At 67.4% G+C, this 25,303-nt stretch carries 27 protein-coding genes; 18 read left to right on the top strand and 9 right to left on the bottom strand.

The features are described 5' to 3' along the window. Window positions 1-191: 191 nt before the first annotated feature. The 3 genes from A9974_RS27380 to A9974_RS27390 form a co-directional block, all read right to left on the bottom strand. Window positions 192-1,511, bottom strand: a complete 1,320-nt coding sequence (locus A9974_RS27380) for an MFS transporter (RefSeq protein ID WP_183007312.1) — start codon at window positions 1,509-1,511, stop codon at window positions 192-194. Between the two features lie 40 nt (window positions 1,512-1,551). Further along, a complete protein-coding gene (locus A9974_RS27385) occupies window positions 1,552-2,226 on the bottom strand; it encodes a DUF4286 family protein (protein WP_183007392.1) in 675 nt (224 codons plus the stop codon). Between the two features lie 389 nt (window positions 2,227-2,615). Then, the gene (locus A9974_RS27390) at window positions 2,616-3,527 is read right to left on the bottom strand and encodes a LysR family transcriptional regulator (protein WP_183007313.1); all 912 of its coding nucleotides are present in this window, start codon (window positions 3,525-3,527) and stop codon (window positions 2,616-2,618) included. 283 nt (window positions 3,528-3,810) lie between these two features. Here A9974_RS27390 and A9974_RS27395 point away from each other — a divergent pair, with 283 nt between their 5' ends. From A9974_RS27395 to A9974_RS27420, 6 genes are all read left to right on the top strand, one after another. Continuing rightward, a complete protein-coding gene (locus A9974_RS27395; protein ID WP_183007314.1) occupies window positions 3,811-4,818 on the top strand; it encodes an ABC transporter substrate-binding protein in 1,008 nt (335 codons plus the stop codon). A 90-nt stretch (window positions 4,819-4,908) separates the two neighbouring features. Then, a complete protein-coding gene (locus tag A9974_RS27400; RefSeq protein ID WP_183007393.1) occupies window positions 4,909-5,697 on the top strand; it encodes an ABC transporter permease in 789 nt (262 codons plus the stop codon). A 2-nt stretch (window positions 5,698-5,699) separates the two neighbouring features. Further along, window positions 5,700-6,521, top strand: a complete 822-nt coding sequence (locus tag A9974_RS27405; RefSeq protein ID WP_183007315.1) for an ABC transporter ATP-binding protein — start codon at window positions 5,700-5,702, stop codon at window positions 6,519-6,521. A 32-nt stretch (window positions 6,522-6,553) separates the two neighbouring features. Further along, window positions 6,554-6,736, top strand: a complete 183-nt coding sequence (locus A9974_RS27410) for a DUF4089 domain-containing protein (RefSeq protein WP_183007316.1) — start codon at window positions 6,554-6,556, stop codon at window positions 6,734-6,736. Next, window positions 6,733-8,121, top strand: a complete 1,389-nt coding sequence (locus A9974_RS27415) for an AtzE family amidohydrolase (protein ID WP_183007317.1) — start codon at window positions 6,733-6,735, stop codon at window positions 8,119-8,121. Before A9974_RS27410 ends, A9974_RS27415 begins: the two co-directional genes overlap by 4 nt. A gap of 25 nt (window positions 8,122-8,146) precedes the next feature. Next, a complete protein-coding gene (locus A9974_RS27420; RefSeq protein ID WP_183007318.1) occupies window positions 8,147-8,854 on the top strand; it encodes a GntR family transcriptional regulator in 708 nt (235 codons plus the stop codon). Between the two features lie 34 nt (window positions 8,855-8,888). Here the strand turns inward: A9974_RS27420 and A9974_RS27425 are convergent, their stop codons facing one another. Then, entirely contained in the window at window positions 8,889-9,431 is a 543-nt protein-coding gene (locus A9974_RS27425) for an antibiotic biosynthesis monooxygenase (protein ID WP_183007319.1), read from the bottom strand. 207 nt (window positions 9,432-9,638) lie between these two features. Between A9974_RS27425 and hpxZ the strand changes: the two genes are divergently transcribed. Then, window positions 9,639-10,016: an oxalurate catabolism protein HpxZ gene (gene hpxZ / locus A9974_RS27430; RefSeq protein ID WP_183007320.1), complete on the top strand. Its 378-nt coding sequence runs from the start codon at window positions 9,639-9,641 to the stop codon at window positions 10,014-10,016. A 122-nt stretch (window positions 10,017-10,138) separates the two neighbouring features. Then, complete coding sequence (locus A9974_RS27435) at window positions 10,139-10,693, top strand: NADPH-dependent FMN reductase (protein WP_183007321.1); 555 nt, start codon at window positions 10,139-10,141, stop codon at window positions 10,691-10,693. A gap of 722 nt (window positions 10,694-11,415) precedes the next feature. Here A9974_RS27435 and A9974_RS27440 read toward each other — a convergent pair. After that, window positions 11,416-11,631: a dodecin gene (locus A9974_RS27440; RefSeq protein WP_183007322.1), complete on the bottom strand. Its 216-nt coding sequence runs from the start codon at window positions 11,629-11,631 to the stop codon at window positions 11,416-11,418. A 194-nt stretch (window positions 11,632-11,825) separates the two neighbouring features. On the opposite strand from A9974_RS27440, the gene A9974_RS27445 reads away from it, so the two are divergent. Continuing rightward, a complete protein-coding gene (locus tag A9974_RS27445) occupies window positions 11,826-12,332 on the top strand; it encodes a DUF6496 domain-containing protein (RefSeq protein WP_183007323.1) in 507 nt (168 codons plus the stop codon). 83 nt (window positions 12,333-12,415) lie between these two features. On the opposite strand, the gene A9974_RS27450 is transcribed toward A9974_RS27445, so the two are convergent. Then, entirely contained in the window at window positions 12,416-13,333 is a 918-nt protein-coding gene (locus tag A9974_RS27450) for a LysR family transcriptional regulator (RefSeq protein ID WP_183007324.1), read from the bottom strand. A gap of 112 nt (window positions 13,334-13,445) precedes the next feature. On the opposite strand from A9974_RS27450, the gene A9974_RS27455 reads away from it, so the two are divergent. From A9974_RS27455 to A9974_RS27465, 3 genes are all read left to right on the top strand, one after another. Continuing rightward, the gene (locus A9974_RS27455; protein WP_183007325.1) at window positions 13,446-14,240 is read left to right on the top strand and encodes an SDR family NAD(P)-dependent oxidoreductase; all 795 of its coding nucleotides are present in this window, start codon (window positions 13,446-13,448) and stop codon (window positions 14,238-14,240) included. Between the two features lie 28 nt (window positions 14,241-14,268). Continuing rightward, window positions 14,269-15,282, top strand: a complete 1,014-nt coding sequence (locus A9974_RS27460; protein WP_183007326.1) for a zinc-binding alcohol dehydrogenase family protein — start codon at window positions 14,269-14,271, stop codon at window positions 15,280-15,282. Between the two features lie 155 nt (window positions 15,283-15,437). Then, complete coding sequence (locus A9974_RS27465; protein WP_255468344.1) at window positions 15,438-15,689, top strand: hypothetical protein; 252 nt, start codon at window positions 15,438-15,440, stop codon at window positions 15,687-15,689. Between the two features lie 225 nt (window positions 15,690-15,914). Here A9974_RS27465 and A9974_RS27470 read toward each other — a convergent pair whose 3' ends face one another. From A9974_RS27470 to A9974_RS27480, 3 genes are all read right to left on the bottom strand, one after another. Continuing rightward, a complete protein-coding gene (locus A9974_RS27470) occupies window positions 15,915-16,271 on the bottom strand; it encodes a hypothetical protein (RefSeq protein WP_183007327.1) in 357 nt (118 codons plus the stop codon). 72 nt (window positions 16,272-16,343) lie between these two features. Beyond that, entirely contained in the window at window positions 16,344-17,249 is a 906-nt protein-coding gene (locus tag A9974_RS27475) for an aldose 1-epimerase (RefSeq protein ID WP_183007328.1), read from the bottom strand. 176 nt (window positions 17,250-17,425) lie between these two features. Beyond that, a complete protein-coding gene (locus tag A9974_RS27480; protein WP_183007329.1) occupies window positions 17,426-18,436 on the bottom strand; it encodes an NAD-dependent epimerase/dehydratase family protein in 1,011 nt (336 codons plus the stop codon). A 92-nt stretch (window positions 18,437-18,528) separates the two neighbouring features. Between A9974_RS27480 and A9974_RS27485 the strand changes: the two genes are divergently transcribed. The 6 genes from A9974_RS27485 (at window position 18,529) to A9974_RS27510 (ending at window position 25,288) form a co-directional block, all read left to right on the top strand. Beyond that, window positions 18,529-19,434, top strand: a complete 906-nt coding sequence (locus tag A9974_RS27485) for a LysR family transcriptional regulator (protein WP_183007330.1) — start codon at window positions 18,529-18,531, stop codon at window positions 19,432-19,434. Between the two features lie 200 nt (window positions 19,435-19,634). Next, window positions 19,635-19,898: a hypothetical protein gene (locus tag A9974_RS27490; RefSeq protein ID WP_183007331.1), complete on the top strand. Its 264-nt coding sequence runs from the start codon at window positions 19,635-19,637 to the stop codon at window positions 19,896-19,898. Window positions 19,899-20,442: 544 nt separating this feature from the next. Further along, a complete protein-coding gene (locus tag A9974_RS27495; RefSeq protein WP_183007332.1) occupies window positions 20,443-20,874 on the top strand; it encodes a hypothetical protein in 432 nt (143 codons plus the stop codon). 124 nt (window positions 20,875-20,998) lie between these two features. Next, entirely contained in the window at window positions 20,999-23,653 is a 2,655-nt protein-coding gene (gene mutS, locus A9974_RS27500) for a DNA mismatch repair protein MutS (RefSeq protein WP_255468345.1), read from the top strand. Further along, window positions 23,650-24,843: a cupin domain-containing protein gene (locus A9974_RS27505; protein ID WP_183007333.1), complete on the top strand. Its 1,194-nt coding sequence runs from the start codon at window positions 23,650-23,652 to the stop codon at window positions 24,841-24,843. The genes mutS and A9974_RS27505 overlap by 4 nt, the downstream gene beginning before the upstream one ends. A gap of 217 nt (window positions 24,844-25,060) precedes the next feature. Continuing rightward, entirely contained in the window at window positions 25,061-25,288 is a 228-nt protein-coding gene (locus A9974_RS27510) for an endopeptidase (RefSeq protein WP_183007334.1), read from the top strand. Window positions 25,289-25,303: the final 15 nt, after the last annotated feature.

Genomic DNA, 25,303 nt, shown 5'->3' on the forward strand with positions numbered 1-25,303 from the left:
GGCGGCCCCGTCCTGACTTGAATTTTGTGGATGCGAGTGTAAACAATTTTCGTTTGATATTCAGCGAAAAGTCAGATACCTGACGTTTTGCCGAACAAATCGGTCGCTCCGCGGCCTGGCCTAGACGAAAAAAAGGGCCCGGAATCCGGGCCCTGCCGCGTGGCCGGGGCCTGCCCGGCCCCGGTGCGGGATCAGCGCTGCAGCGGCGACTTGGCCGTTTCCTTGGCGGCCAGCACCGACAGGGCGGTCACCACCAGCGCGGCGGCGACATACAGCGAAATCGCCAAAGTGGAATGCCACGACTTGAACAGGCTGGCGATGATCAGCGGCGCGAAGCCCCCGCCCACGATGCCGGCCAGGGTGTAGGCCAGCGACGATCCGGCGTAGCGCACCCGGCCCGGGAACTGCTCGGTGATGAAGGCGGCCTGCGGGCCGTACATCATCGCGTGGATCAGCAGCCCCACCACCACCGCGGCGCAAATGGCGATGGGATGCGCGGTATCCATCAACGTGAAGAAGACGAACGCCCACACCATCCCCAGCACCGCGCCCGCCAGATACACCGGACGGCGCCCGATCCTGTCCGACAGATGCCCGAACAGCGGCACGGTCACGGCGTTCAGCGCGGCGCCCAGCATGGTCGCCGTCAAGGCCATGGGCCGCGACAGGTGCAGCACCGTCGTGACATAGGTCAGCGTGAACACCACCACCAGCGCGTACAGCACGTCGGAACCGATGCGCGAGCCGCCCGCCACCAGCAGCTGGCGCCAGTACTGGCCCAGCACTTCCTTGATCGGCGTGCTGGCGGTTTCGCGCTTTTGCTCCATTTCCAGGAACACCGGCGTTTCTTCCACGCCGCGGCGCAGCCACAGCCCGAACAGCACCAGCGCCACGCTCGATATGAACGGCACGCGCCAGCCCCAGGCCTGGAATTCCTCGGGACTGAGCCAGGCCGAGATCACGGCGATGAAGCCGGTGCCGATCAGCGTGCCGCACGACGGGCCCACTTGCGTGAACGACGCGTTGCGGCCGCGCTGATTGGGTTTGCCGTGCTCCATCGACAGCAGCACCGCGCCGGCCCATTCGCCGCCCAGGGCCACGCCCTGGATGAAACGCAAGGCCACCAGCGCCACCGGCGCCCACACGCCCCAGCTGGCGTAGGTGGGCAGCATGCCCATCAGGCCAGTCGAGATGCCCATGATCACCAGCGTGGCGACCAGTACGAACTTGCGGCCCAGGCGATCGCCCAGGTGGCCGAAGACGAAGCCGCCCAGCGGCCGCGAGACGTACCCGACCGCGTAGGTCGAGAACGCCAGGATGGTGCCGGTCAGCGGATCGAACGACGGAAAGAAGATCGAATTGAAGACCAGCGCCGCCATCAGGTTGTAGATGGTGAAGTCGTACCATTCCAGCGTGGTGCCGACCGAGCTGGCCATCGCCAGGCGTTTCATCTTGTCCGGCGAGGCCGCCGGATGCGCCGATGCCGGCGCGTGCAGCGTGTTTTCAGCCATTGTGTTTCCCCATGTTGTGGTGTGTGGAGGGCGCTTCGGCTCAGCGCAGATCGGCGGCCGCCAGCTTCCAGCCCAGTTCCAGCAGCCAGGTGTCGGCGGCGCGCGCGCCCAGCGCGGCGGCGGCCTGCTCGCCCAGCGCCCGCGCCGCGTCGGCCGAGCTGGCCTCGACGACGAACAGCGGATCCAGGCGGCGGTTTTCAGTGGATTCGCGCGGCAGCGGGCCGCTCAGGGCGGCATCCGGCGCCAGCAGGTACGACTGCACGAAGCCATCGGCTTGCGCCAGCGTGGCGCCCGCGTCGGCGGCGCGCGCCGTCAGCGCGGCGGCGGCGCCGCCGAACACCAGCGGCAGCACCGCGATGTGGCTGCCGCTGCCGAAGCCGGTCACGGCCTGCACGGCGCAGACGCGGCGCATCGGGTCGCGCATGCGATCCAGATTGGTCACCGACCACGGCGTCTGGCGCTCGAACGCGGCGCGGTAGTCGGCCGTGGTGAACGCGCCCAGCGATTCGGTGCGGTACAGGCCCAGGTACTTGCGCCCGCCCGACAGCGAAAAGTAGCGCGCGCCGGACAGAAAGCCCGGGATGCGCACGCGCTCTTGCACGTGCTCGCGGTCGTACCAGCGGTTGAAATCGGTTTCGAACGCGGGATCGACGTCGCAGGCGACGAACAGCATCCCGTTGGGCAGCGGCGTGGAAGACGTGGTGGCTTGGCTCATGGAAGACGAAAACCCTTCGATTGCAGAAGGCTTCATCTTCGGTCTACCGGCCTTGCCAAGCCAAACGAGTAATTCTTCGCGGCGGCAACAGAATTACTGAAAGCCCACTAAGGGCCTGTTCACACTAGAAGGCGCCTCGCACAGGCCGGTAATCGGGCGCCAGGCTAGGCGCGGTCGCCGCCGCGTGGCTGTGCCACGCAAGGTGAGCGCAACGACGCCTGGCGCCCGATTACCGGCCTGCCCGAAGGGTGAGTACCCAAATGAGCGCCTCTCAGCGTTGCGAATGCTCGCCGGGGGCCGGCCACGACTGCGCTTCGCGCCTTGATAGCCACTCATTTGGGTACTCATGCGAGGCGCCTTCTAGTGTGAACAGGCCCTCAGGGATAACGCTATTGCGCCGAACCGAATTTGGGCGGCGCGACCGACGCGGTGTACTGATCCGACGCCCGGCTGGCCAGTTCGGCCACGAGGCGGATGGCATCGGACCCGGCGCCTTCCAGGTAGCTCACCACCAGCAACTGCGGCGGCACCGGCATGTCGCTGCGGATCACCTGCATCTCGCCGCGCGCCACGTATTCATAGATGGGCGGCAGTGGCACCAGCGCGCGGCCAAAGCCGCTGCGCACCAGCCGCGCCAGCGCCGAGATCGAGCTGACGCAATGCACCTTGCCCAGCGGAATGCCGGCCTCGCGGAACAGGTTCTTCAAGGCCTCGTGCGGCTGCGAGCCGGGGCTCATGGTCAGCACCGGTTCGCTGAGCAGCTGCTGCACGGTCAGCGATTCTTCGTCCCCCGCCGGCCCCACCCAGCCCATTTCCATCGGCAGGCACGGCGTGCTGATGACGCCCGTGTCCGTCAGTAAATCCGTCTGAAACGCGATGTCCAGCGTGCCTTCGCGCAGCCCGCGATGCAACGCGCGGGTGGTTTCCGACGTCAACTGCACCTCGATGCCCGGATAGGTGGACCGCAGATTGGTCAGGAAACCGATCAGCCAGGTGTGCACCACCGTTTCGATGGCGCCGATGCGCACCAGGCCAAACACTTCTTCGCCGGTGCGGCCCAGCGACAGGATCTGCTGGCGCAGTTCGAGCAGGCGCTCGCCGTAGTCCAGCAGGCGCGTGCCCACCGCCGTCAGCCGCAGTTCCTTGGCATCGCGCTCGAACAGGCGCGCGCCGATGTCTTCTTCGAGTGAGGCGATGCGGTTGGCGACCGCCGCCTGGGTGATGTGCAGGCGGTCGCTGGCCGCACGGAAACTGCCCAGCCGGGCTGACCACAGAAACGCTTCGACAAAACGGGTATTCATATCCACGCCGCGGCGCGCCAGACGGCGCGCCCCCTTCCTAGAACGCCAAGGCGGCAAGCCTTGATCCGCCCACATCCTAACGCCTGACGGCGCGCGGCCGCCACTGCCGCCCTGCCGCGGTGCCGGCACGCACCAATCTGGTTCATGCCGGGCCCCGCGGCGGCACCCGACCGTGCGTCGCCCCAGTAAACCCTGCCATGTTCACAAGTTGGCACGGCTCTTGCTTATCTGCTGGTATGCAAGCTTGTCTACAAGCGTCCATCCAGCCGACCAGGAGTTCCGCATGACCCACCGCCCCGCGCCCTTTGCCTTCAACGCCACCCGCCGCAAGCTGATGCAGGGCGCCGCGCTGGGCGCCGCCGCATTGGCCGCGCCCGCGCTGGTGCGGGCCCAGTCCGGTCCGGTGATCCGCATCGGCTACTGGCCCGTGGCGGCCGGACTGCCGTTCTATGCCGCCATCGAAAAGGGCTACTTCAAGGAAGCCGGCCTGAACGTCGAGGCGCTGAAGTTCGCCGGCGCCCAGCAGGTCATGGAAGCCATGCTGGCCGGCCGCGCCGACGGCAGCGCCAACGGCACCGGCTCGGCCAACCTGGCCATCGGCGAGATCGCCTCGCCCGGCCTGTTCAAGATCTTCGCGTCCAATCCCAGCAACGCGAAGAACGTGCTGGACGAGTTCATTGTCGCCAAGGACAGTCCCATCCAATCCATCGCAGACCTCAAGGGGAAAAAGGTCGGTTCTGGACCCGGCATCCAGAATGCCACGCTGGCCAAGGCAGTACTGGAGCGCGCCGGCGCAACCGGGGCAACCGTGGTCGAGTTGGCGATCAGCCAGCACGTCGCCGCGGTTGCCGCCGGCCAGTTGGACGCGTGCTACACGCTGGAACCCACCGGCACGGTCGGCCGCCTGAACGGCACCACCCGTGTGCTGGAGACCGGCGTGATCGCCAAATACGTGCTGGGCGATCCGATGGCGCCGTGGTTCGGCGGCTCGGCATCGCTGACCACCGCCTTCCTGAAAAAGCATCCCGAGGAAAGCAAGAAATTCATCGCCGCCTATGCCCGCGGCATCGAGCTGATCCGCAGCAAGCCGGACGAGGCGCGCCCCTTCATGAAGGGCTACACCGCCATCGAAGGCCCCATGACCGACGCCGTGCCGCTGGCCGCCTACACGCTCTACAACGAGTTCACGCCCAGCGACATCCAGTACTTCCAGAAGTTCTTCGACCTGTTCGCCGACAAAGGCATCTTCGCGCAGAAGGTCGACGTGGCTTCGATGCTGTACAAGGGCTGAGCCATGGACGCGATCAACGTGAACCGCGCGGCCACGGCGCCGGCCGCCGCCGTAGCGGCGGCACCGCAAGCCGCGAGCGCCCCCCATGGCATGACCGGCGCGCCCGCCTCCCGTCCGCCGCGCCAGTGGACCGCCGCGCGGCTGCTGCCGCTGATCGGCCCGCTGGCGCTGTTCGTCGTGTGGGACCTGGTGGTACGGCTGCAACTGGTCAGCCCCGTCCTGCTGCCCACGCCAAGCGCCACGCTGGTGGCGCTGGCCAAGGGCATGGCGGGCGGCCCGCTGCTGGGGGATTTTCTGTCGTCCGTCAACCGCACCCTGCAGGCCTTCGTGATCGCCGGCGTGATCGGCGTGCCGCTGGGCGTGCTGCTGGGCAGCAACGAAAAAGCCTACCGCAGCGTGGAATTCCTGGTGGACTTCTTTCGCTCCACGCCGTCGTCCGCGCTGATCCCGCTGTTCCTGATGATCTTCGGCGTGACCGACATGAACAAGATCGCCATTGCCGCCTTCGCGGCCGTGCTGGTGATCCTGTTCAACAGCGCCTACGGCGTCATCAACGCCCGCAAGCAACGCGTAATGGCGGCGCGGGTCATGGGCGCTTCGCGCTGGCAGATCTTCAAGGACGTGCTGATCTGGGAAAGCCTGCAGCCGACCTTCGTGGGCCTGCGCAGCGGCGTGTCGATGGCGCTGGTCATCGTGATCGTGGCCGAGATGTTCATCGGCGCCGACAGCGGGCTGGGCAACCGCATCATCAATGCCCAGCAGGTGCTGAACGTGCGCGAGATGTACGCATCGATCCTGGCCGCGGGCGCTCTCGGCTATGTGCTGAACATTGTCTTCCTGGTGCTGGAAAAGCGCGTGGTCCACTGGAGCGGCCGATAACCATGTCCACCGTCATCAACCCCATCATCGCCCCTGCCCCCACGCCCGCGCCGTTCGAGCCGGGCCCGGCAGGCACCCACATCACGATCCGCGGCCTGACCAAGTATTTCGCCGGCTGGCCGCTGTACGAGAACTTCAACCTGGACATCCCCAAGGGCAAGATCGTCTCGGTGTTCGGCCCCAACGGCTGCGGCAAGTCCACGCTGATCAACATGATCGCGGGGCTCATCCCCATCGATGCCGGCGAGATCCTGTTCGACGGCAAGTCGCTGGCGCAGACCAAGATCGGCTACGTGTTCCAGAACTATCGCGAAGCCATGTTCCCGTGGCTGCGCACCATCGACAACATCGCCTATCCGCTGCGTCTGGAAGGCCGCAGCAAGGCCGAGGTCGATGCGCGCGTCGAGGAATTGGTAGCCTCGTTCGACGTCAAGTTCGACCTGAAGCGCTACCCCTATGAGCTGTCGGGCGGCCAGCAGCAGACCGCGTCGATCATGCGCGCCCTGGCGCCGGGGCCCGAAGTGCTGTTCCTGGACGAGCCGTTTTCCGCGCTGGATTTCGAGATGACGCTGTTCATCCGCGAAAAACTGCAAGAGGTCTTCATGCAGACCGGCACGACCATGCTGCTGGTGTCGCACGACCTGGAAGAAGCCGTCTACCTGGCCGACCAGGTGCTGCTGCTGACCAAGCGCCCGACCCGCGTGGCCGAAATCCTGGACTACGGCGATGCCCGGCCGCGCACGGTCGAAACCCTGTCCGAACCCAGCTTCATCGGCATGAAGAAACTGAGCCTGGAAATCTTCCAGCGCGAAGTGCGCCGGTAAATCCTTCCCCAATTCCTTCTGGAGAACCCGCCATGACCCAGGAAACCATCGACCAATACGTCCGCAGCGCGCTGGCGCTGTCGGGCTACGCCCTGCGTGACGCGGACGTCGCCGATGTGGCGCAGCAGTTCTCGCGCATCCATGACATCGCCTCGACCTTCATTGACGAAGCGCTGCCGGTGGAGTTGGAATCGGCTTCGGTGTTCCGTCCGTGAGCGGCGCCGCCCTGGAGATCGCGCGGCAGGTGCGCAGCGGCGAACGCAGCGCGACGGCGGTGCTGGAAGCCGCATTGGCGCAAGCGCATGAACTTGGCCCGCGCTACAACTGTTTTACCGCCGTCACCGAAGGCCGGGCGCGGCGAGAAGCCGCCGCCATCGACGCCCGCCGTGCGCGGGGCGATACCCTGCCGCCCCTGGCCGGCGTGCCGTACGCGGTCAAGAACCTGTTCGATACCCAGGGCGAGACGACCCTGGCCGGCGGCCGGGTCAATGCCGGCAATCCGCCGGCGCAACGTGACTCGGCCTTGGTGGCGCGCCTGCGCGACGCCGGCGCCGTGCTGGTGGGCGCGCTGAACATGGACGAGCATGCCTACGGCTTCACTACCGAAAACACCCACTACGGCGCCTGCCGCAACCCGCACGACCTCACCCGCATCGCGGGCGGCTCGTCGGGCGGCAGCGCCGCCGCGGTGGCCGGCGGCCTGGTACCGCTGACGCTGGGGTCCGACACCAACGGCTCGATCCGCGTGCCCGCATCGCTATGCGGCGTGTTTGGCTTGAAGCCCACCTTTGGCCGACTGCCGCGCACGGGTTCGTACCCCTTCGTCGGCAGCCTGGATCACCTGGGCCCCTTCGCTGCCAGCGCAGCCGACCTGGCCCTGGCCTACGACGTGCTGCAAGGCCCGGACGCCGACGACCCGGCCTGCGCGCAACGCGCCATCGAGCCCACGCTGACCGCATTGACCTCGGACCGCCCGCTGCGCGTGGCCGTGCTGGGCGGCTATTTCGCGCATTGGGCCGGCCCCGAGGCCCGCCTGGCGGTGGAGATGGCCGCGCGCACCTTGGGCGCGGCCGATACGATCGAACTGGCCGGCGCCGAGCAGGCGCGCGCCGCGGCCTTCATCATCACCGCGGCCGAAGGCGGCGCCCTGCACCGGCAACGGCTGACGACGCGCTACGACGACTACGAGCCCCATTCACGCGCCCGCCTCGTCGCGGGCAGCCTGGTGCCCGCCGCCTGGGTACAGCAGGCGCAGCGGATCCGCCAGCGCGTCTATCGCGATGCGCTGGCGCTGTTTGCGCGCTACGACGTGCTGATCGCCCCCGCCACGCCCGTGCCCGCCACGGCGATCGGCACCGACACGCTGATGCTGGCCGGCCGGCCCCTGCCCGCGCGCGCCACCATGGGCCTGTTGACGCAACCCATCTCGTGCCTGGGCCTGCCCGTGTGCGCCGCGCCGCTCTGGCCCGGCATCGGACCAGACGCGCATCTGCCGCTGGGCGTGCAGTTGATCGGCGCGCCCTGGCGCGAGGCCGACTGCCTGTTGGCCGCGCACCGGCTGGAACAAGCAGGTGCGGCCGACGCGCGCCTTTTCCGATAACCAGACCGTTCATCCAGGCCCCGACATGGACTCTCCCTTCGCCGTCCTCGACACGCCCCGCAACCTGGCCGACGCCGCCTACGGCGCGCTCAAGCGCGACATCCTGGATTTCCGGCTGGCGCCCGGCGACCGTTTCACCGAAACCGAAATCGCCGACCGCCTGCGCGTCAGCCGGACCCCGGTGCGCGAGGCCCTGTTCCGGCTGGAACGCGAAGGCTACCTGGAGGTCCGCCAACGCAATGGCTGGCTGGTGAAGCCGCTGGACTTCGACACGCTGGATCATTTCTATGAACTGCGCAGCGTGCTCGAAACCGCGGCGGTGCGCGCCCTGTGCGCGCCGGACCAGGTGCCCGATCCGCGGCGCGCGCTGCAGCCGCTGACCGACACCTGGCTGGTGGATGCCGGCCATTACTCGCAGGACGGCGAATGGCTGGCCGACCTAGACGAACGCTTTCACATGGAGCTGGTCGCCGCGGCCGGCAATCCCGAAATCGCCCGCGTGCACCGCGCCGCCACCGAACGCATCCGCATCGTGCGGCGGCTGGATTTCACGCAGCCCGAGCGCATCGCCCGCACCTACGCGGAACACGGCGCGATCCTTACCGCCATCCTGCAACGCGACGCGGATGGCGCCACGAAACTGCTGCAGGCCCATATCGGCGACAGCCAGGCCGCCGTGCGCAAGATCACGCTGCATCGGCTCTATGCCACCCGCCGCGCGCAGGCGGCCTAGGAATGTCCCACGCGCAGCGGCGCCCAGCCCACGCTCAACGGGGCTGCAACCAGCGGCTGAGCCGGCGCGTGACGAACGGAATGCAGACGAACACCATTACCGGCGTCATCGCCACGCTGGTGACCAGCGCGCGCCAGAACACCGGCAACACCGCCAGGTGTTCGCTGACCAGCAGCGAAAACGCCAGCAGCACGGGGAAGTACGCCAGCCAGATGCTGACCGCCTGCTTCCAGCGCGGCGGCGTGCTGCTACCTTGCGGGCCGAACCAGCTGTCCATGCCGCTGACGCGGCGCGCATGGCTGGTGCGCACCAGCGCCGCGCCGCGTTCCAGCCACATGCGGCGCGGCAGGGATTTTTCCCAGCGGTTCAGGCTGGCCTCGTCGTTAAAGCGCAGCACGATCTGGTACTGGTCGCCGCCCTCGGGCGGCTGCAGCACGCCCGAGCCGAGAAAGCCGGGAAAGCCCGCGGCCAGGATTTCGCCCTGGCGCATCCAGGACAGGAAATCCCCGTAGCGTTCGGGCGTGATGTGGCGGGTGACCAGCATGGTGACCGGGGCGGAAACTGCGGAACTGGACATGACGGAACTCCTGGGGCAGCGTACAGCGTGTTATGCCGTGTTTACCCTAGCAAACGGCGTGCCAGCCTTGCGGCGCAGCATGCCGCCCTTGCCAGAAGCACCTGTCGGCTCGCGGGCGAAATTTGCGCACCGCAGCAGACACCATATTGGTGATTACCCTAAATTACGCACCACGACGGTGCGTGCAACGAAACCATAAGGAAACCGATGGACATCAACCTGCCCGACGTCGTCGCCGACGTCACCGCGGCCTTTGCCCGCTACGAGACCGCCCTGGTCAACAACCAGGTCGATGTACTGGACGAGCTGTTCTGGAACAGCCCGCATACCCTGCGCTACGGCGCCGGCGAAAACCTCTACGGCTACGACGCCATCCGCGCCTTTCGCGCCGGCCGCTCGCCGCAAGGCCTGGCACGCCAGGTGCTGCGCACCGCGATCACCACCTATGGCCGCGATTTCGCCACCACCAACATCGAGTTCCAGCGCGACGGCAGCGACCGCATCGGCCGCCAGAGCCAGACCTGGATGCGCACGCCGCAAGGCTGGCGCGTGGTGTCGGCGCACGTCAGCCTGATGGCGGGGTGAACCGCGGGCCGGCGCATGACGCGGATCAAGCCGCGTCATAAGGTTATTGGCCGGCTGGCATTGAGCCGTCATGAGGACAGGTCTACACTGGGCTTTCCCTAGTCCCCTGGAGCACCCGCCCCATGAGCACCTACAAGATCGCTGTCTTCGTCGGCAGCCTGCGCGCCGCGTCGATCAACCTGCGCCTGGCGCGTGCGCTGGAAAAACTGGTACCCGCGGACTTCAAGTTCGACTACGTCAGCCTGGGCGATGTGCCGCTGTACAACCAGGACAACGAGAACAACCTGCCCGCGCCCGCCGCCAAACTCAAGCAGCAGATCCAGGACGCCCAGGGCATCCTGTTCGTCTCGCCCGAGCACAACCGCTCGCTGCCCGCCGCCGTCAAGAACGCCATCGACTGGGGCTCGCGTCCGTGGGGCCAGAATTCCTGGACCGGCAAGGCCGTCGGCATCCTGGGCACCTCGCCCAGCGCCGCGGGCACCGCGCTGATGCAGCAGCACCTGCGCAACATCCTGGCCGCCGAAGGCGCCGTGGCCCTGACCACGCCGGAAGTCTTCCTGCAATACACCGACGGCCTGGTCGACGATCAATACAACATCACCAACGAAGGCACGCGCAAATTCCTGCAAGGCTGGATCGACCGCTACGTCGACTGGATCAAGAAGTTCAACGCCTGATCGCCGCCGTTGCCGGATACGGGGCGCCTCCCCGCCCGGCACAGATCGCCCGCCTACCTCCGGGCGATCAAGCCCCCCGATGCGTCGGGGGGCTTTTTTTTTGCAAGGACGACCGCGTGGCGGCACGGATCGATAGTTACCCCCGGGAACTGTGGAAAACACTGAGGACAGCTTGGGGGGAGAGTCAAAATTCCCTGTCTCGCCAAGCACTTGCTGGGCACGATCAAAAAATGCGCAATCCTCCGTATGGATGAAATCCGGCGCACTTATACACATCAACCCTGGATGCATGACCAGCTATCCCGGACGCAAGCGGTCGCGTGGGGATTTGTCCCAGCATTCTGTGGGCAAGCATGAGGACAGCTCGGGGGCAGGTCGATAATCTCCTTGCATATCAACAGCCTGCAAGGGGTGAGCAAGAATGGTGCAATGGGCCGTGCGACGGCCGAGGTTGTCCCCGTCAAATGTGGATAAGCCTGAGGACAGCCTGCGCGTAGCCCGAGAAAACGCTTATGCACCAACGACTTGCAGCAAGCGGGCAAAGAACGCTCAGTTGAGGCACCGGCGCCAGACCCGGCGCCGGTCCTCGGCGTCGCGCGAAGAACCTGGCCGGCTTGTCCCCATCGAATGTGGACAAGCCTATGAACAGTCGCACAACAAGTCGAAAAACCCGTTATCCGACAATCACTTGGACGGTGCGGTCAAAAACTCACCAGCGCGGGTTATTCATTGCCTTCCAGGCGCATGCCGATCTTCAGACCCACTTGCCAGTGGGCGACCTTGCCGTCCTTGATGTGGCCGCGCACTTCGGTGACCTCGAACCAATCCAGGTTGCGCAGGGTCTCGGATGCGCGCGCAATGGCTTGGGTGATAGCGTCGTCGGTGGACTTGGTGGAAGAACCCACCAATTCGATCTGCTTGTAGACATGATTCGACATAGCTCGTCTCCGCGGTAGAGGGGGTGAGTCGTGAATCGTCAGGCGCGCGCGGTGTTCCGGCGCTTACGACCGGCAATCCATTCGAACACACAGGATACCCGCTGGGCGCTAGAGTGGTGTTACGAGTTCCGTCGCCGCGGCCTCGGTCGCGACGACGGATTCGATCCCGCAACCGCAAGCAAGGAGGTCTCGTCATGCCTGAACGAAAAACCCTGCAACGCGCCGCGCGCGACAAGCAGCAAGGCAAATCCGCATCCACCCAGGCCGGCGAATTCGTCCGCGAGGAAATCGACCGGGTCCGGCAGGGCAAACACGGTGTGCGCTCGACCAAGCAGGCCATCGCCATCGGCCTGTCGCAGGCGCGGCGCGCCGGCGTCGATCTGCCCGCCCCCAAGAAGGCCAGCGCGAGCACGCGCCGCAAGGCCGAGCAGGACAGCCAGGCGGCCCATGACGGCCACGCCAAATCCGCGACCCGCGCCCGCGCCACCACCCGCGCCCTGAAACAGGAAAGCACCAAGCCGGCCTCCAAGGCTGCGTTGTCGCGCCATGCCAGCAAGGCGGCTGCCTCGCGCACCGCCGCGAATCGCTCGGCCGCGGCCAAGAAGGCTGCCGCCACCAAGGGTGCGGCGGGACGTTCGGCCGCCGCCAAGAAGGCCGCCCGCACCCGGGCAGCGAATGCGCGGGCCGCCGCAAATCATTGAGCGGCGCATCGCGGGCTGAAATCGCGTGGGCAGCGGCGTCGCGACGCGAAGCATCCGCGCCCCGGACATCGCTGGCCGCGGTATCAGCGTGCAGGCTCGGCGCCCGCCTCGAACTCGCGCAGGCGCGTCTGCAGGAATTCACGCAGCCGCTTGACCGTGGGCGACAGCAGGATGCGGTGCACGCACAGCAGGTATAGCGGCGAGGGCTCGCTGGCGTAGTCGGACAGCGCCTCGACCAGCCTGCCCGCGCGCAAGTCGGACAACACGTCATAACGCGACTTGTAGGCCACGCCATGCCCCGCCAGCGCCCAGCGCCGCACCAGATCGCCGTCGTCGCCCACGCGGTCGCCCTTGACTGGCACGGTCTGGCTGACGCCCGCGCGCTCGAACGACCAGCGGTCGTGCAGCGACTCGCCCAGCACGAAACACAGGCAGTTGTGGCGGCGCAGGTCGGCCGGCGCCTGCGGCGTGCCGTGACGCGCGAAATACGCCGGCGACGCGCACACCACGCGGCGGTTGTGCTCGCCCAGCGGCAACGCCACCAGGCTCGAATCGTTGGGCGTGCCGTAGCGCAAGGCGATGTCAACGGGCTGGCGGTACAGGTCGGCCAGGCGGTCGCTGATGCGCACCTGGAAACTGACACGCGGATGGCGCAGCTGGAATGCATCCAGCCAGGGCAGCAACACGTTGCGCCCCAGGTCCGACGGTATCGACACCGACAGGCTGCCGGATATCGCAGTCTTGTCCCGCGCCAGGGCGTTCTGCCCCGCCTGCAACGTCGACAGCGCGGCCCGCGCATATTCCAGGTAACGCTCGCCGTCGCTGGTCAGCCGCAGGCTGCGGGTGGACCGCACGAACAGGCGCGTTTCCAAGGTCAGCTCCAACCGCTTGAGGGCCGCGCTGGCTACGGCGGGCGTCAGGTCAAGCTCGCGCGCCGCCGCGGAAAAACTGCCGTGATCCGCCGCCGCCACAAAGATCCGCAGGTCTTCAAACCGAAGCATGATGGGCTCATTTTCAAAAAAATATTGAAACTGAGTCCGATGCTAGCCGGTTTTTCATTGTCCGCGGACAGGTAATGATGGCCACACACCCGAACCTGCAATGGAGTCCCCCATGAAAATCGAACTGAACGGCAAGAAGGCCCTGGTCACCGGGTCATCCGGCGGCATCGGCCTGGCCATCGCGCAAGGCCTGGCCGAGAGCGGCGCCGCGGTCGTGCTGCATGGCCGCAACGCCGACAAACTCAAGCACGCCACCGACGCCATCGCCCGGCAGCATCCCGGCGCGCAGGTCAGCACCGTGCAGGCCGACATCGCCACCGCCGACGGCGCCGCCTCGATCTGCGCCGCCCATCCCGACATCGACATCCTGGTCAACAACGCCGGCTACTTCGCGCCCAAGTCGTTCACCGAGATCACCGACGACGACTGGCAAGTCATGCTGGACACCAACGTCATGAGCGGCGTGCGCCTGTCGCGCTACTACCTGCCGCGCATGCTGGCCGCCAATTGGGGCCGCATTGTGTTCATCTCCAGCGAGTCGGCGCTGCACATCCCGGCCGAAATGATCCATTACGGCGTCAGCAAGACCGCGTTGCTGGGCGTGTCGCGCGGCCTGGCCGAACTGACCGCCGGCACCGGCGTCACCGTCAATGCCGTGCTGCCCGGCCCCACGCGCTCGGAAGGCGTGGCCGACTTCTTCGCCGAAATGGCCAAGGAACAAGGCATCCCGCAAGAACGGATGGAACGCGACTTCATCGCCCAGCATCGCCCGACCTCGCTGCTGCGCCGCCTGGCGACCGTGGAAGAAGCGGCCAACATGGTCGTGTACGCCTGTTCCAAACAAGCCTCTGCCACCAACGGCGCCGCGCTGCGCGTCGACGGCGGCGTGGTCCGCACCATCGCCTGATCCCCTTTCCCCGTCCACGAGCCCCTCCATGAAAGCCATCGCCTATTTCAAGAACCTGCCCGCCAACGATCCCCAAGCGCTGCAGGACATCACCATGGCCGACCCCGTGCCCGGCGACCACGACTTGCTGGTCGAGGTCCACGCCATTTCCGTCAATCCGGTGGACGTGAAAATCCGCGCCAACCGCAAGCCCAAGGACGGCCAGCCCGAGATCATCGGCTGGGACGCGGCCGGCATCGTGCGCGCCGTGGGCGCCAAGACCAGCCTGTTCCAGCCCGGCGACCGGGTCTGGTATGCCGGCGCCCTGACGCGCCCCGGCGCCAACAGCGAATTGCACGTAGTGGACGAGCGCATCGTCGGCCGCATGCCGCAAAGCCTGGACTTCGCCCAGGCGGCCGCCCTGCCGCTGACCACCATCACCGCGTGGGAGCTGCTGTTCGACCGTCTGCGCGTGCTGGACAACGCCGCCCCCAGCCAGGGCACCCTGCTGGTGATCGGCGCGGCCGGCGGCGTCGGCTCGATCCTGGTCCAGCTGGCGCGCCAACTGACTGGCCTGACCGTCATCGGCACCGCCTCGCGGCCCGAAACCCAGGCCTGGGTGCGCGCGCTGGGCGCGCACCATGTCATCGACCACAGCAAGCCCCTGACCGAGGAGCTCAAGCGCATCGGCTATCCACAGGTGAGCTTCATCGCGGGCTTGAACCAGACCGACAAGCACTTCGCGCAGATGGCCGAGGCCATCGCGCCGCAAGGCAAGATCGCCCTGATCGACGACCCGGCGGCCATCGACGTGCGCCTGCTCAAGGGCAAGTCGGCCTCGCTGCACTGGGAGTTCATGTTCGCCCGGCCGCTGCACGGCACACCCGACCTGATCGCCCAGCACGAACTGCTGAACCAGGCCGCGCGGCTGATCGACAACGGCACCCTGCGCACCACGCTGGGCGAGCACTACGGCAAGATCAATGCCGGCAACCTGCGCCGCGCCCACGCCTTCATCGAAAGCGGCAAGGCCCAGGGCAAGGTGGTGCTGGAAGGCTTCTGAGGGAGCCGCCTTTCCTGGCGAAACAGGACGGGCGTCTCGCATTACCGTAAAGAAAGAGGTACAAACTCGACTGCGCGCCACGGGCCTTCAGCCCGCGGCCGCGCTTTCGGGAGTCTGCTCTGATTTGTCACCTGTTTCGCCAAGCGCAGGAACCCATGCTCTGGGGCATGGTGGCGTTCACCCTGCTGATGCTGCGGCTGGTCCCCTTGCAAGGGTGGCGGGCCGTCGTCATCGCGGGCGTCACCGCCGGGCTGGTGTTCGACACCATCCAGTTCCGGGTCGGCCCGCCGCGCCTGTGGGACGCGCTGGTCCTGGGGTCCGTCCTGGCCGCGCTGCTCGCGGCCGCCGTGCTTGAAGGCCTGTTCCAACTGCTGCGATACCTGCGCGCCGCGCGCGCTCGGACGTAAGCGCGGGCCGGCAGCGCACTGCCTGCGCCGGCACCGGCATTCCCACCGGCAACCGCTACGCGCCGTCGCAGGCTGGGGCCGTATGGCTGTACTCCGACCCGCCGCATGCTCAGTTTGCAGTCGTCGGCCTGCTCCAAGCGGAAAGCGCGGCCGGCATCAGCGCCCAGGAATCCCTGGAATACGCCATCGAGCAACTGAACAAGCAGGCCGCGCGCAGACCCAGGGTCAGGCGTGGCCTTCGCGCTTGGCGCGTGCATGGGGGTCGCTGATCTCGGCATCCAATTCGGCGATCAGCCAGTCGAACCAGCCATTCTCGGTGCGCGCGTACACCACCGCCGACGGCGTCTTGCCTTCGCGCCAGCCCGGCTGGTGCGCGTCCATCCAGGCGGACAGGCTCTTGTGCGGCGCCAGCAGGCCGGACAGCCACGACCAGACATAGTCGGGCACGTTGCGCCGGAAGCCTTTGGCGCTGGCGTAGATCGTCGGCTCGAGCGGCAGGTTGCCCGCGCGGGCCAACTTGGCCTGCGCACGGCGCAGCGTCTCGGCCGCAGCCTGCAATTGTTCGGTGCTGAGCTTTTTCACGTAACGACTCCTGGACTGGGTTTTGCCGGATTATCGCCGCAGGGCCGGCCGCATGCCAGTGGCCATTTCGAATCAACGATTCGCGCGCGGCGGCTGCAACGCCAGCAGCAGCGTGGCGCTGAAACGCGCGCCCGGCTCCAGCACCTGCATGCCGGTGCGGGTATCGCCCGACGCCGCCAGATTGAAGGCGTCGGCCACGTTGGTCACCGGCTCCACGCACAGGAACGCCGAGCCCGGCGCGGTGTAGACCACCAGGTGCGCAAAGGCCGGATCGGCATGCAGCAACAGTTCGTGCCCGTCCGGCCAATGCAGCGTGGCGTGACCGCCCCATTGCGACAGATAGGTATCGCAACCCTGCGCCGAACGGCCCAGTTCGCGCACGTGCGTCGTCTGGCTGGCGGCTGGCAGGCCGTCCGCATCCGCCGGCCAGATGCGGCGCGCGTGCAGGGCCACCCGCTCGGCGGTGAAGTACGGATGGATGCCGCAGCCGAACGGCATCGGCGCGTCGCCGTGATTGATCATCAGCAGCGTCAGCGACAGGCCCCGCGAATCCAGCCGGTAGCGCTGCACGCATTCAAACGCCCAGGGCCAGCCCAGCACGCCGGCCGGCTGTTCCAGCACCAGGTCCACCGCATCGTCGGCCAGGTGTCGCACCTGCCACGCCTGATACAGGCCACTGCCGTGGATGGCCTGCGGCCGTCCAGGCAACGACTGCAACGCGTGACGCGCGCCATTGAACGTGAAACTGCCGCCGCGCACGCGGTTTGAGTACGGCGCCAGCGGATAGGACCCCGCGCGCGGCCAGTCGGCGGGCGGCCAATCGGACTCGGTCAACGGCACGATCCACTCGTGCACGCCGGTGGCCAGGCGCGTCAGCCGTCCGCCGCCGCCCGGGGCGAACTCGGCGCGGTGGACGCCGTGGGCAATCGTCACCCGTTCGCTGGCGTCCAGCGTGGCGGGAAAGGGAATCTCGGACATCGGGTGCTCCGGCGGCGCTGCAACGGCCGCGTCGCGCCATTGTGCATGGCCGGGTCGGCCAGCGGCAAGCCAGGGAGCCGGGCGTTGCGGCCTGGATGCCCCTGGCGGCGCATGCCCACACGGCCATGAACCAGCGCCCACGCATGAGCCTGGATCCGCCGGAGCGGGCCGAAGCGTCAGGCCAGTGCCTTGGCCTGGATCGGCGCCCCAGGCAGGCAACCGAGCCCGCACAACGTCGCTTCCACTGCCTCGTCCCGCGGCGTGTGCGGTTCGGCGCCCAGCCATTCGACCAGCCGCGCATTGTCCATGCGCAATGGCTGACGCCACAGATAGCGCATTTCCATCAGCTCGCGCAGCGTCGGCGCGAACGGCGCCGCCAGACGCAGCAGCCCCCACGGAAACGCGCGCAGTCGCGGGTTCATGCCATGGCGCCGGGCCACGCGCACGATAGCGGCGGCCATCTGCGTGCCATCCGGATCCCAATGTCCCGCCATATGAAACGCCGCGAACGGCGGCAGCGCCTCGCGGCGCGCCAGCAGTTGCACGAGCGCGCGCGCCACATCCGGCAGATAACTCCATTGGTGGCCCACGCCCGGCTCGCCCGGCAGCTGCACCGCCCGCACCGGCTGCCCCGGCTTGACCAGCCCCTGCGAGAACCAGTTGTTGCCCGCCCGTGGCCCGAAGAAATCCCCCGCCCGCAGCACGATCACGCGGACGCCTTGGCCGCTGGCCAGTTGCAGCCGGTGTTCCAGCTCGACCCGGATCGCGCCCTTGCGCGTCAAAGGATGCTGCGGCGACGTCTCGGTCAGCACCGGAAACGCGTCCGGCCCATAGTTGTAGATCGTGCCCGGCAGCACAATAGCGGCCCCCTGCGCGGCCGCCACCGCGATCGTGTTGTCGATCATCGGCAGCACCAGTTCGCTCCAGCGGCGGTAGCCTGGCGGATTCACCGCATGCACGATCACGTCGCACCCTTGCGCCGCCCGCGCCACATCCCGCCGGCGCATTGCATCGCCACGTAGCCACGTCATGCCATCGCGCTGCGCCGTTTCCGTTTCCAGCCCGCGCACCAAGGCGCGCACGCCCCAGCCGGCGTCGCGCAATTGCCGCGCCGTCTCGCCGCCGACTCCGCCAGTGGCGCCCAACACCAAGGCCGTCCCTGGCCGGCCCGCATCAATCGTCTTCATGGTCTCGCTCCTGTCGTCCATGGCAATCATTCTGGCGCGGTCTTATCCATAAATAAATTGCCGAACAAAGGCGTGCCGCTATACATTTACGCATGACCAATCCGATCGGCTGGGAACTGTATCGCAGCTTTCTCGCGGTGCTCGACGAAGGCTCGCTATCCGGCGCGGCACGCGCCCTGGGCATCACCCAGCCCACGGCGGGCCGCCACATCGCGGCCCTGGAAAGCGCCCTGGGCCAGGTCCTCTTCACGCGCTCGCAGACCGGCTTGCTCGCCACCGACGCCGCCCTGGCGCTGCGCGGCTACGCCCAAGCCATGCAAAGCAACGCCGCGGCGCTGCAACGCGCGGCGGCCGGCCACGGCGCAGGCATCGCCGGCACCGTGCGCATCTCGGCCAGCGAAGTCATCGGCATCGAGGTGCTGCCTGCCGCCCTGGCGCAGTTGCGGCGCGATCACCCGCGCCTGACCATCGAACTGGCGCCGACCAACCGCGTGCAGAACCTGCTGCTGCGCGAGGCCGACATCGCCGTGCGCATGGCTCCGCCCAGCCAGGAACAGCTGATCGCCCGCTCGGTCGGCGCCGTCGACATCGGCCTGTTCGCCCACAAGGACTATCTGCGCCGCCACGGCACCCCCTCCACGCCAGCCGACCTGGCCGGCCACGCGCTGATCGGCTATGACGCCGAAACCCCCTTCCTGCGCAATGCCCGCAAGCGTTTCCCGGTCCCCGCCTGGAACCGCGACGCCTTCGCCCTGCGCGCCGACAGCGACCTGGCGCAGCTGGCCCTGATCCGCGCCGGCGCCGGTATCGGCACCTGCCAGGCCGCGCTGGCGCGGCGCGACAAAGCGCTGGTGCGCGTCCTGCCGCGCGACGTCGCGTTCCCGCTGGAAACCTGGATCACCATGCACGAAGACCTGCGCGCCAGCCCGCGCTGCAAGGCCGTGTTCGATGCGCTGGCGGATTGCCTGCTGGCGCACACGGGCACGCCAGCGGCTTGATTGGCCGGCTGGCGAGCGGGATTGATGTCGCCGGCCTGGAAGCCGGCGCCCCATGGCGTCGCGACGGACACACCAGAGGCCCACCTGTCCGCCCTACCCTCGCGATATCAGACCGATGCGACATCGTGGCTCTGGAAAGTAGGACTGTTCGGATATACTGTTTATTCATACAGTATTTAGACCACCTTGGCGTCCCACCCATGACCAGTCTGATCAACTCCCCACCCCCGCGCAGCATCTGGCTCAGCGCCTTCCCGCGCCTGGCCGGCGTGAAAAATGGCGACTACCTGCCCCTGGGCCGCCTGCAGGAGGCCACGGGCGTAGACGGCGGCCAGAAGCTGCGCGAAGTCCTGGCCGCCGCCGAGCGCGAAGGCCTGCTGCTGATCGACCGCGCCGCCTCGCCCGCGAGCTACCGCGCCACGTACGCGCTGGAACGCCAGGTCACCCTGTTCGCGGCCGATTGAACGTCAAGGCCCGGCAGTCCCCTGCCGGTAGAGTGCTAACGATCACTTGCAATGCTGTTACATCCGGCGAAATAGAATTCCCCGGGAATGCACGACAAGGAGAAGACCATGCAAGAAGACACCACCAAGCCCGAACCCACCCGCCGCCGCTGGCCGTTCGGGTATGGGCAGGAAACGAAGATCGGCCGTTAACTGCGCCTTTGCCGACAACATCGTAGAACGCGTCTGGCATCCACAGCCAGACCGAAATTATCCAGCCCCGTCAGGGGTTTACGCGCAGACGCGCGGCTGGAATTCAGGCTACCCGCAGTGCCCCCCAAGACCGTTTCGACGTCTGCTCATCTGATAGGGCAGCCGAGGCGCGAGCTCGTCCTATAAGCGGGCGCGTTCGCCGTTTGACCGACCCGTTTTGATTATTCTGCTTCGGTTGATTAAAAAAAATGGAACGGCAGTGAAGCAGGATGGACTGACACTCAACCACCGGGCCCCGGGAGCCCGCGGGCCCTCGTTTGGCACGGGGGTCCATGGAAGCGATAATGCGCGAATGAATCGCTTGGCACACCTTGAAAAGCGGGTAGATGCTATCGACGGCCGACTTGGCCGAATCGAGAGGGACGTCGACACGCTCAAGGGCGATGTCAATACGCTCAAGGGCGACGTCAACACACTGAAAGGCGACGTCAACACGCTCAAGGCCGACGTCAATACCTTGAAGGGCGATGTCAGCGCCGTCAAGACCACCCTCGCCAGCATCGACTCGAAGCTGGATATCGGAAGCATTCGCGCCTCCGTGGAGCGGGCTCATACAGACATTTACAAGTGGATCGTCAGCATCATCGCTGTCATCGGGGCTATTTACTTCGGCCTTCAACGCATGCCGCCGGCGGCCTTTCCGCAGGTGTACTCCTATGCGCCCTCGCCAGCGCAAGCAGTACCGGCACCTCTGGCCCCCGGCGCACCGCCCGCTTCGAGATAAAGCACGGTCTGCGGTCCTCGCTCAATCGCGGCAGACCTGGCTGGCCTGAAATTCTTGTCCAGCCCGCCGTCCTGGCCCCAACCCCACCCCACATCCCCCGCCTCAGCCCGATACAATCACGGGCATGAATTCCGCAACACAACTCTCCGCCGCCGAGGCCCACGCGGGCCACACTCCCATGATGCAGCAATACCTCCGACTCAAGTCGGAGGCAGGTCCGTTGCTGCTGTTCTATCGCATGGGCGACTTCTATGAAATGTTCTACGAAGACGCCGAGCGCGGCGCGCGGCTGCTCAATCTGACGCTGACCAAGCGCGGCTCGTCCAACGGCACCCCCATCCCGATGGCTGGCTTGCCGGTGCATGCGATGGAGCAGTACCTGGCGCGGCTGGTGGCGGCGGGCGAATCGGTGGCCATCTGCGAACAGATCGGCGATCCGGCGACCTCCAAGGGGCCCGTCGAGCGCCGCATCGTGCGCATCGTCACGCCGGGCACCTTGACCGACGACGCGCTGCTGCCGGCCAAGGCCGACCGCGCGCTGGCCGCGGTGTTTGTGTCCGGCAACGCCCGGGCGCCCCGCGCCGGGCTGGCATGGATGAACCTGGCCAGCGGCGACTTCCGCGTGACCGAATGCGCGCCGGCGCAACTGGAATCCGAACTGCATCGTGTCGCGCCGGCGGAGATCATCTGCGCCGACAGCGCGGAATTCGATTTCCCGTTTGAAGGCGCGCGCTCGCGCGTGCCGGACTGGCATTTCGAAAGTGACGGCGCGCGCGCGCATCTGCTGGCGCATTTCAAGACCGACACGCTGGCCGGTTTCGACATCGAAGACATGCCCGCGGGCATCTGCGCCGCCGGTGCGCTGCTGCGCTACGCGGCCCGCACGCAGTCGCAGGCGCTGGCGCACGTGCAGAGCCTGTCGGCCGAACGCCCCGGCCAGTTCGTGCTGCTGGACCCGGTGACGCGCCGCAACCTGGAATTGACGCAGACGCTGTCCGGCGAAGATGCACCCACGCTGTTCTCGTTGCTGGACGGCTGCCGCACGCCGATGGGCAGCCGCCTGCTGCGCCGCTGGCTGCATCATCCGCTGCGCGAGAACGAGCAGGCCCAGGCCCGCCAGCAGGCCATCTCGGCCCTCCTGGCCGGCCGCATGGACGTCGAGCAGACCTTCGGCTCGGCCGGCCTGCTGGAAGCGCTGCGCGGCGCCCTGAACGCGTTTCCCGATATCGAGCGCATCGCCGCGCGGCTGGCGCTGCGCTCGGTGCGCCCGCGCGAGCTGGCCAGCCTGCGCGATGCGCTGCAGGCCCTGCCGGCGCTGCGCGACCTGGTCGAGCCCATGGCCGATTCGCCGCGCCTGGGCCAACTGATCTCGCACCTGTCGGTAGACCCGGCGCTGGCCGCCCTGCTGGTGCGCGCCATCGCCGCCGAACCCGCGGTCGCGATCCGCGACGGCGGCGTGCTGGCCGCGGGCTTCGATGCCGAATTGGATGAGCTGCGCGGCCTGGCCGCCGACGGCGGCGACTTCCTGGTGCAGCTGGAAGCGCGCGAGCGCGAGCGCACCGGCATCAGCAACCTGCGCGTGGAATTCAACCGCGTGCATGGCTTCTATATCGAAGTCACCAAGGGCCAGACGGCCAAGGTGCCGGAAGACTACCGCCGCCGCCAGACGCTCAAGAATGCCGAGCGCTACATCACCCCGGAACTCAAGACCTGGGAGGACAAGGTACTGTCGGCGCAGGACCGTTCGCTGGCGCGCGAGAAATGGCTGTTCGAGCAACTGCTGGACGTGCTGGCTGAGCACGTGCGGCCGCTGTCCGACTGCGCCGGTGCGCTGGCCGAGCTGGACACGCTGGCCGCGCTGGCCGAACACGCGCGCCGTCACGACTGGATCGCGCCTGAATTGTCCGAACAGGCCGACATCGATATCGACGCGGGCCGCCATCCGGTGGTCGAGCACGCGATCGAGCGCTTCACCCCCAACGGCTGCCGGCTGGACCCGGCGCGCCGCATGCTGCTGATCACCGGCCCGAACATGGGCGGTAAATCGACCTACATGCGGCAGGTGGCGCTGATCGTGCTGCTGGCGCGCATCGGCAGTTTCGTGCCGGCCGCCCGCGCCCGCATCGGCAAGATCGACCGCATCTTCACCCGCATCGGCGCCGCCGACGACCTGGCGGGCGGACGCTCGACCTTCATGATGGAAATGACCGAAGCGGCAGCCATCCTGTCGGCCAGCACGCCCAACAGCCTGGTGCTGATGGACGAGATCGGCCGCGGCACGTCCACCTACGACGGTCTGGCGCTGGCCTGGGCCATCGCCTGCCGCCTGTTGGCGCACAACCGCGCGCTGACGCTGTTCGCCACGCACTACTTCGAACTGACGCGCCTGCCAGCCGAACAGCCCGCCTCCGCCAACGTGCACCTGGCCGCCGCCGAATCCGCGGGCGGCATCGTGTTCCTGCACGAAGTGCGCGAAGGCCCCGCCAGCCGCAGTTACGGGATCCAGGTGGCGCAACGCGCCGGCGTGCCCGCCGCCGTGATCCGCCAGGCCACCCGCGAGCTCGAGCGCCTGGAAGCGCAAGGCGCGCCCACGCCGCAGTTGGGCCTGTTCTCGGCGGCAGCCGACGCTGACGCGCAGGCCTACGCCGACGCCGACCGCGCCGACGCCATCGAGGCGCTGGACTCGCTGCGCGAAGAACTGGCCGGCATCGACCCCGACAGTCTGACCCCGCGCGAAGCGCTGGACGCCCTCTACCGCCTGAAGAAGCATCTGCAATGAACCTCGACCACCCCCTGCCGCTGCTGGGCGACCAAAGCCCCAACGACTTCATGCGCCGTTACTGGCAAAAGAAGCCGCTGCTGATCCGCCAGGCCATTCCCGGCTTCAAGCCGCCGGTGACCATCGCCGCCATCAAGAAGCTGGCCCGCCGCGACGACGTCGAATCGCGCCTGATCTGGCGCGAGAACGGCGAATGGCAGATGGAAAGCGGCCCGTTCGCGCGCCTGCCGAAAGACAACGAAGGCGACTGGACGCTGCTGGTGCAAAGCGTAGACCTGCACAGCGATGCCGCGGCCGAGCTGCTGCAGCAGTTCCGCTTCATTCCGGATGCCCGCCTGGACGATGTGATGATCAGCATCGCCAGCCACGGCGGCGGCGTGGGTCCGCATTTCGACAGCTACGACGTGTTCCTGCTGCAGGCTGCCGGCGAACGCGAATGGCGTTACGGACGCCAGAAAGACTTGTCGCTGGAACCCGGCCTGCCGCTGAAGATCCTGAGCCGATTCGAGCCCGAAGCGCAGGCCGTGCTTGCGCCCGGCGACATGCTGTACCTGCCGCCGCAGGCCGCGCACGATGGCATCGCCGCAGGCGACGGCTGCATGACCATCTCCATCGGCTTCCGCGCCCCCACGCAAGCGACGCTGGCGCGCGGCCTGCTGGAAGCCGCGGCCGACCAGGTGATGGCCCGGGTCGGCCTGCTTGGCGGCCCCTACGGCGAACCGGCGCTGCCCGGCCCCAAGCTGTCGGCCGTGTACCGCGACCCGGCCCAGGCGGCGGTCACCACGCCCGCCCAGGTGCCGGACGCGCTGGTCGAGGCGACGCTGGAAACCGTGCAGAAACTGCGCTTTGACGACGCGCTGGCCTCGCGCTTCCTGGGCTGCTGGCTGACCGAGCCCAGCAACCTCAGCGTCTTCGACGCGCCCGAAGGCCTGGACGTGGACCTCGAAGACCACTGGCCCGCCACCGGCAAACTGGTGCTGGATCGCCGCAGCCGCATGCTCTACCGCGGCAAGCAGCTGTTCATCAACGGCGAGACCGCCATGACGCCGGCCTCGGCCGCACTATGCGAGCTGGCCGATGCGCGCAGCCTGGATTGCGCCGATCCCGCCTGCGCCCGCTTGACGGACGAGGCGCGCTCCTGCCTGGCGGATTGGCTGGATTCGGGCTGGATCCATTACGTGGCTTCGTAGTATCCAGACACCTGCGCGTATCCGTTCCACACAGAACGCAATGAGGTCTGAGCATCGGGTCACATAAGGAAAGACATCACACCTTGCGGAAAGGTTTGTTGCCGTTGGGATGCCACCTCTTTAATTTTCACACTCGCATCCCTGACGGCTTCCTGTAGCCTGGGTTCTGGTTTCCCCTAACGGGGTTTCAAGAGTCGTCATCTACAGGAGTCCAAAAATGATGAGCAAAACCTTGATTATTGCGTCGGTGCTGGCCGTGTCGCTCAGCGCCTGCAACAAGAAGGAAGATGCCGCGGCGCCCGCGAACAACCCCACTCCGGGCGCAAGCAGCCCCGCGCCGGCCACGACGCCGCCGGCCACCTCTCCGGCTCCGGCCCCCACGCCCGGCACGACGCCTGGCGGCGGCTCGAACACCCCGGGCGGCTCGACCACGCCCGCATCGTAAATAGAGAAGAACCCC

The sequence above is a fragment of the Achromobacter sp. UMC71 genome, assembly GCF_014170305.1.
Classification (GTDB): domain Bacteria; phylum Pseudomonadota; class Gammaproteobacteria; order Burkholderiales; family Burkholderiaceae_B; genus Achromobacter.

Bases quoted from the DNA above. Each gene is read 5' to 3' on its own strand.
- A9974_RS27380 (WP_183007312.1), bottom strand. From the start codon at position 1,511: ATGGCTGAAAACACGCTGCACGCGCCGGCATCGGCGCATCCGGCGGCC.
- A9974_RS27385 (WP_183007392.1), bottom strand. From the start codon at position 2,226: ATGAGCCAAGCCACCACGTCTTCCACGCCGCTGCCCAACGGGATGCTG.
- A9974_RS27390 (WP_183007313.1), bottom strand. From the start codon at position 3,527: ATGAATACCCGTTTTGTCGAAGCGTTTCTGTGGTCAGCCCGGCTGGGC.
- A9974_RS27395 (WP_183007314.1), top strand. From the start codon at position 3,811: ATGACCCACCGCCCCGCGCCCTTTGCCTTCAACGCCACCCGCCGCAAG.
- A9974_RS27400 (WP_183007393.1), top strand. From the start codon at position 4,909: ATGACCGGCGCGCCCGCCTCCCGTCCGCCGCGCCAGTGGACCGCCGCG.
- A9974_RS27405 (WP_183007315.1), top strand. From the start codon at position 5,700: ATGTCCACCGTCATCAACCCCATCATCGCCCCTGCCCCCACGCCCGCG.
- A9974_RS27410 (WP_183007316.1), top strand. From the start codon at position 6,554: ATGACCCAGGAAACCATCGACCAATACGTCCGCAGCGCGCTGGCGCTG.
- A9974_RS27420 (WP_183007318.1), top strand. From the start codon at position 8,147: ATGGACTCTCCCTTCGCCGTCCTCGACACGCCCCGCAACCTGGCCGAC.
- A9974_RS27425 (WP_183007319.1), bottom strand. From the start codon at position 9,431: ATGTCCAGTTCCGCAGTTTCCGCCCCGGTCACCATGCTGGTCACCCGC.
- hpxZ (WP_183007320.1), top strand. From the start codon at position 9,639: ATGGACATCAACCTGCCCGACGTCGTCGCCGACGTCACCGCGGCCTTT.
- A9974_RS27435 (WP_183007321.1), top strand. From the start codon at position 10,139: ATGAGCACCTACAAGATCGCTGTCTTCGTCGGCAGCCTGCGCGCCGCG.
- A9974_RS27440 (WP_183007322.1), bottom strand. From the start codon at position 11,631: ATGTCGAATCATGTCTACAAGCAGATCGAATTGGTGGGTTCTTCCACC.
- A9974_RS27445 (WP_183007323.1), top strand. From the start codon at position 11,826: ATGCCTGAACGAAAAACCCTGCAACGCGCCGCGCGCGACAAGCAGCAA.
- A9974_RS27450 (WP_183007324.1), bottom strand. From the start codon at position 13,333: ATGCTTCGGTTTGAAGACCTGCGGATCTTTGTGGCGGCGGCGGATCAC.
- A9974_RS27455 (WP_183007325.1), top strand. From the start codon at position 13,446: ATGAAAATCGAACTGAACGGCAAGAAGGCCCTGGTCACCGGGTCATCC.
- A9974_RS27460 (WP_183007326.1), top strand. From the start codon at position 14,269: ATGAAAGCCATCGCCTATTTCAAGAACCTGCCCGCCAACGATCCCCAA.
- A9974_RS27465 (WP_255468344.1), top strand. From the start codon at position 15,438: ATGCTCTGGGGCATGGTGGCGTTCACCCTGCTGATGCTGCGGCTGGTC.
- A9974_RS27475 (WP_183007328.1), bottom strand. From the start codon at position 17,249: ATGTCCGAGATTCCCTTTCCCGCCACGCTGGACGCCAGCGAACGGGTG.
- A9974_RS27480 (WP_183007329.1), bottom strand. From the start codon at position 18,436: ATGAAGACGATTGATGCGGGCCGGCCAGGGACGGCCTTGGTGTTGGGC.
- A9974_RS27485 (WP_183007330.1), top strand. From the start codon at position 18,529: ATGACCAATCCGATCGGCTGGGAACTGTATCGCAGCTTTCTCGCGGTG.
- A9974_RS27490 (WP_183007331.1), top strand. From the start codon at position 19,635: ATGACCAGTCTGATCAACTCCCCACCCCCGCGCAGCATCTGGCTCAGC.
- A9974_RS27495 (WP_183007332.1), top strand. From the start codon at position 20,443: ATGAATCGCTTGGCACACCTTGAAAAGCGGGTAGATGCTATCGACGGC.
- mutS (WP_255468345.1), top strand. From the start codon at position 20,999: ATGAATTCCGCAACACAACTCTCCGCCGCCGAGGCCCACGCGGGCCAC.
- A9974_RS27505 (WP_183007333.1), top strand. From the start codon at position 23,650: ATGAACCTCGACCACCCCCTGCCGCTGCTGGGCGACCAAAGCCCCAAC.
- A9974_RS27510 (WP_183007334.1), top strand. From the start codon at position 25,061: ATGATGAGCAAAACCTTGATTATTGCGTCGGTGCTGGCCGTGTCGCTC.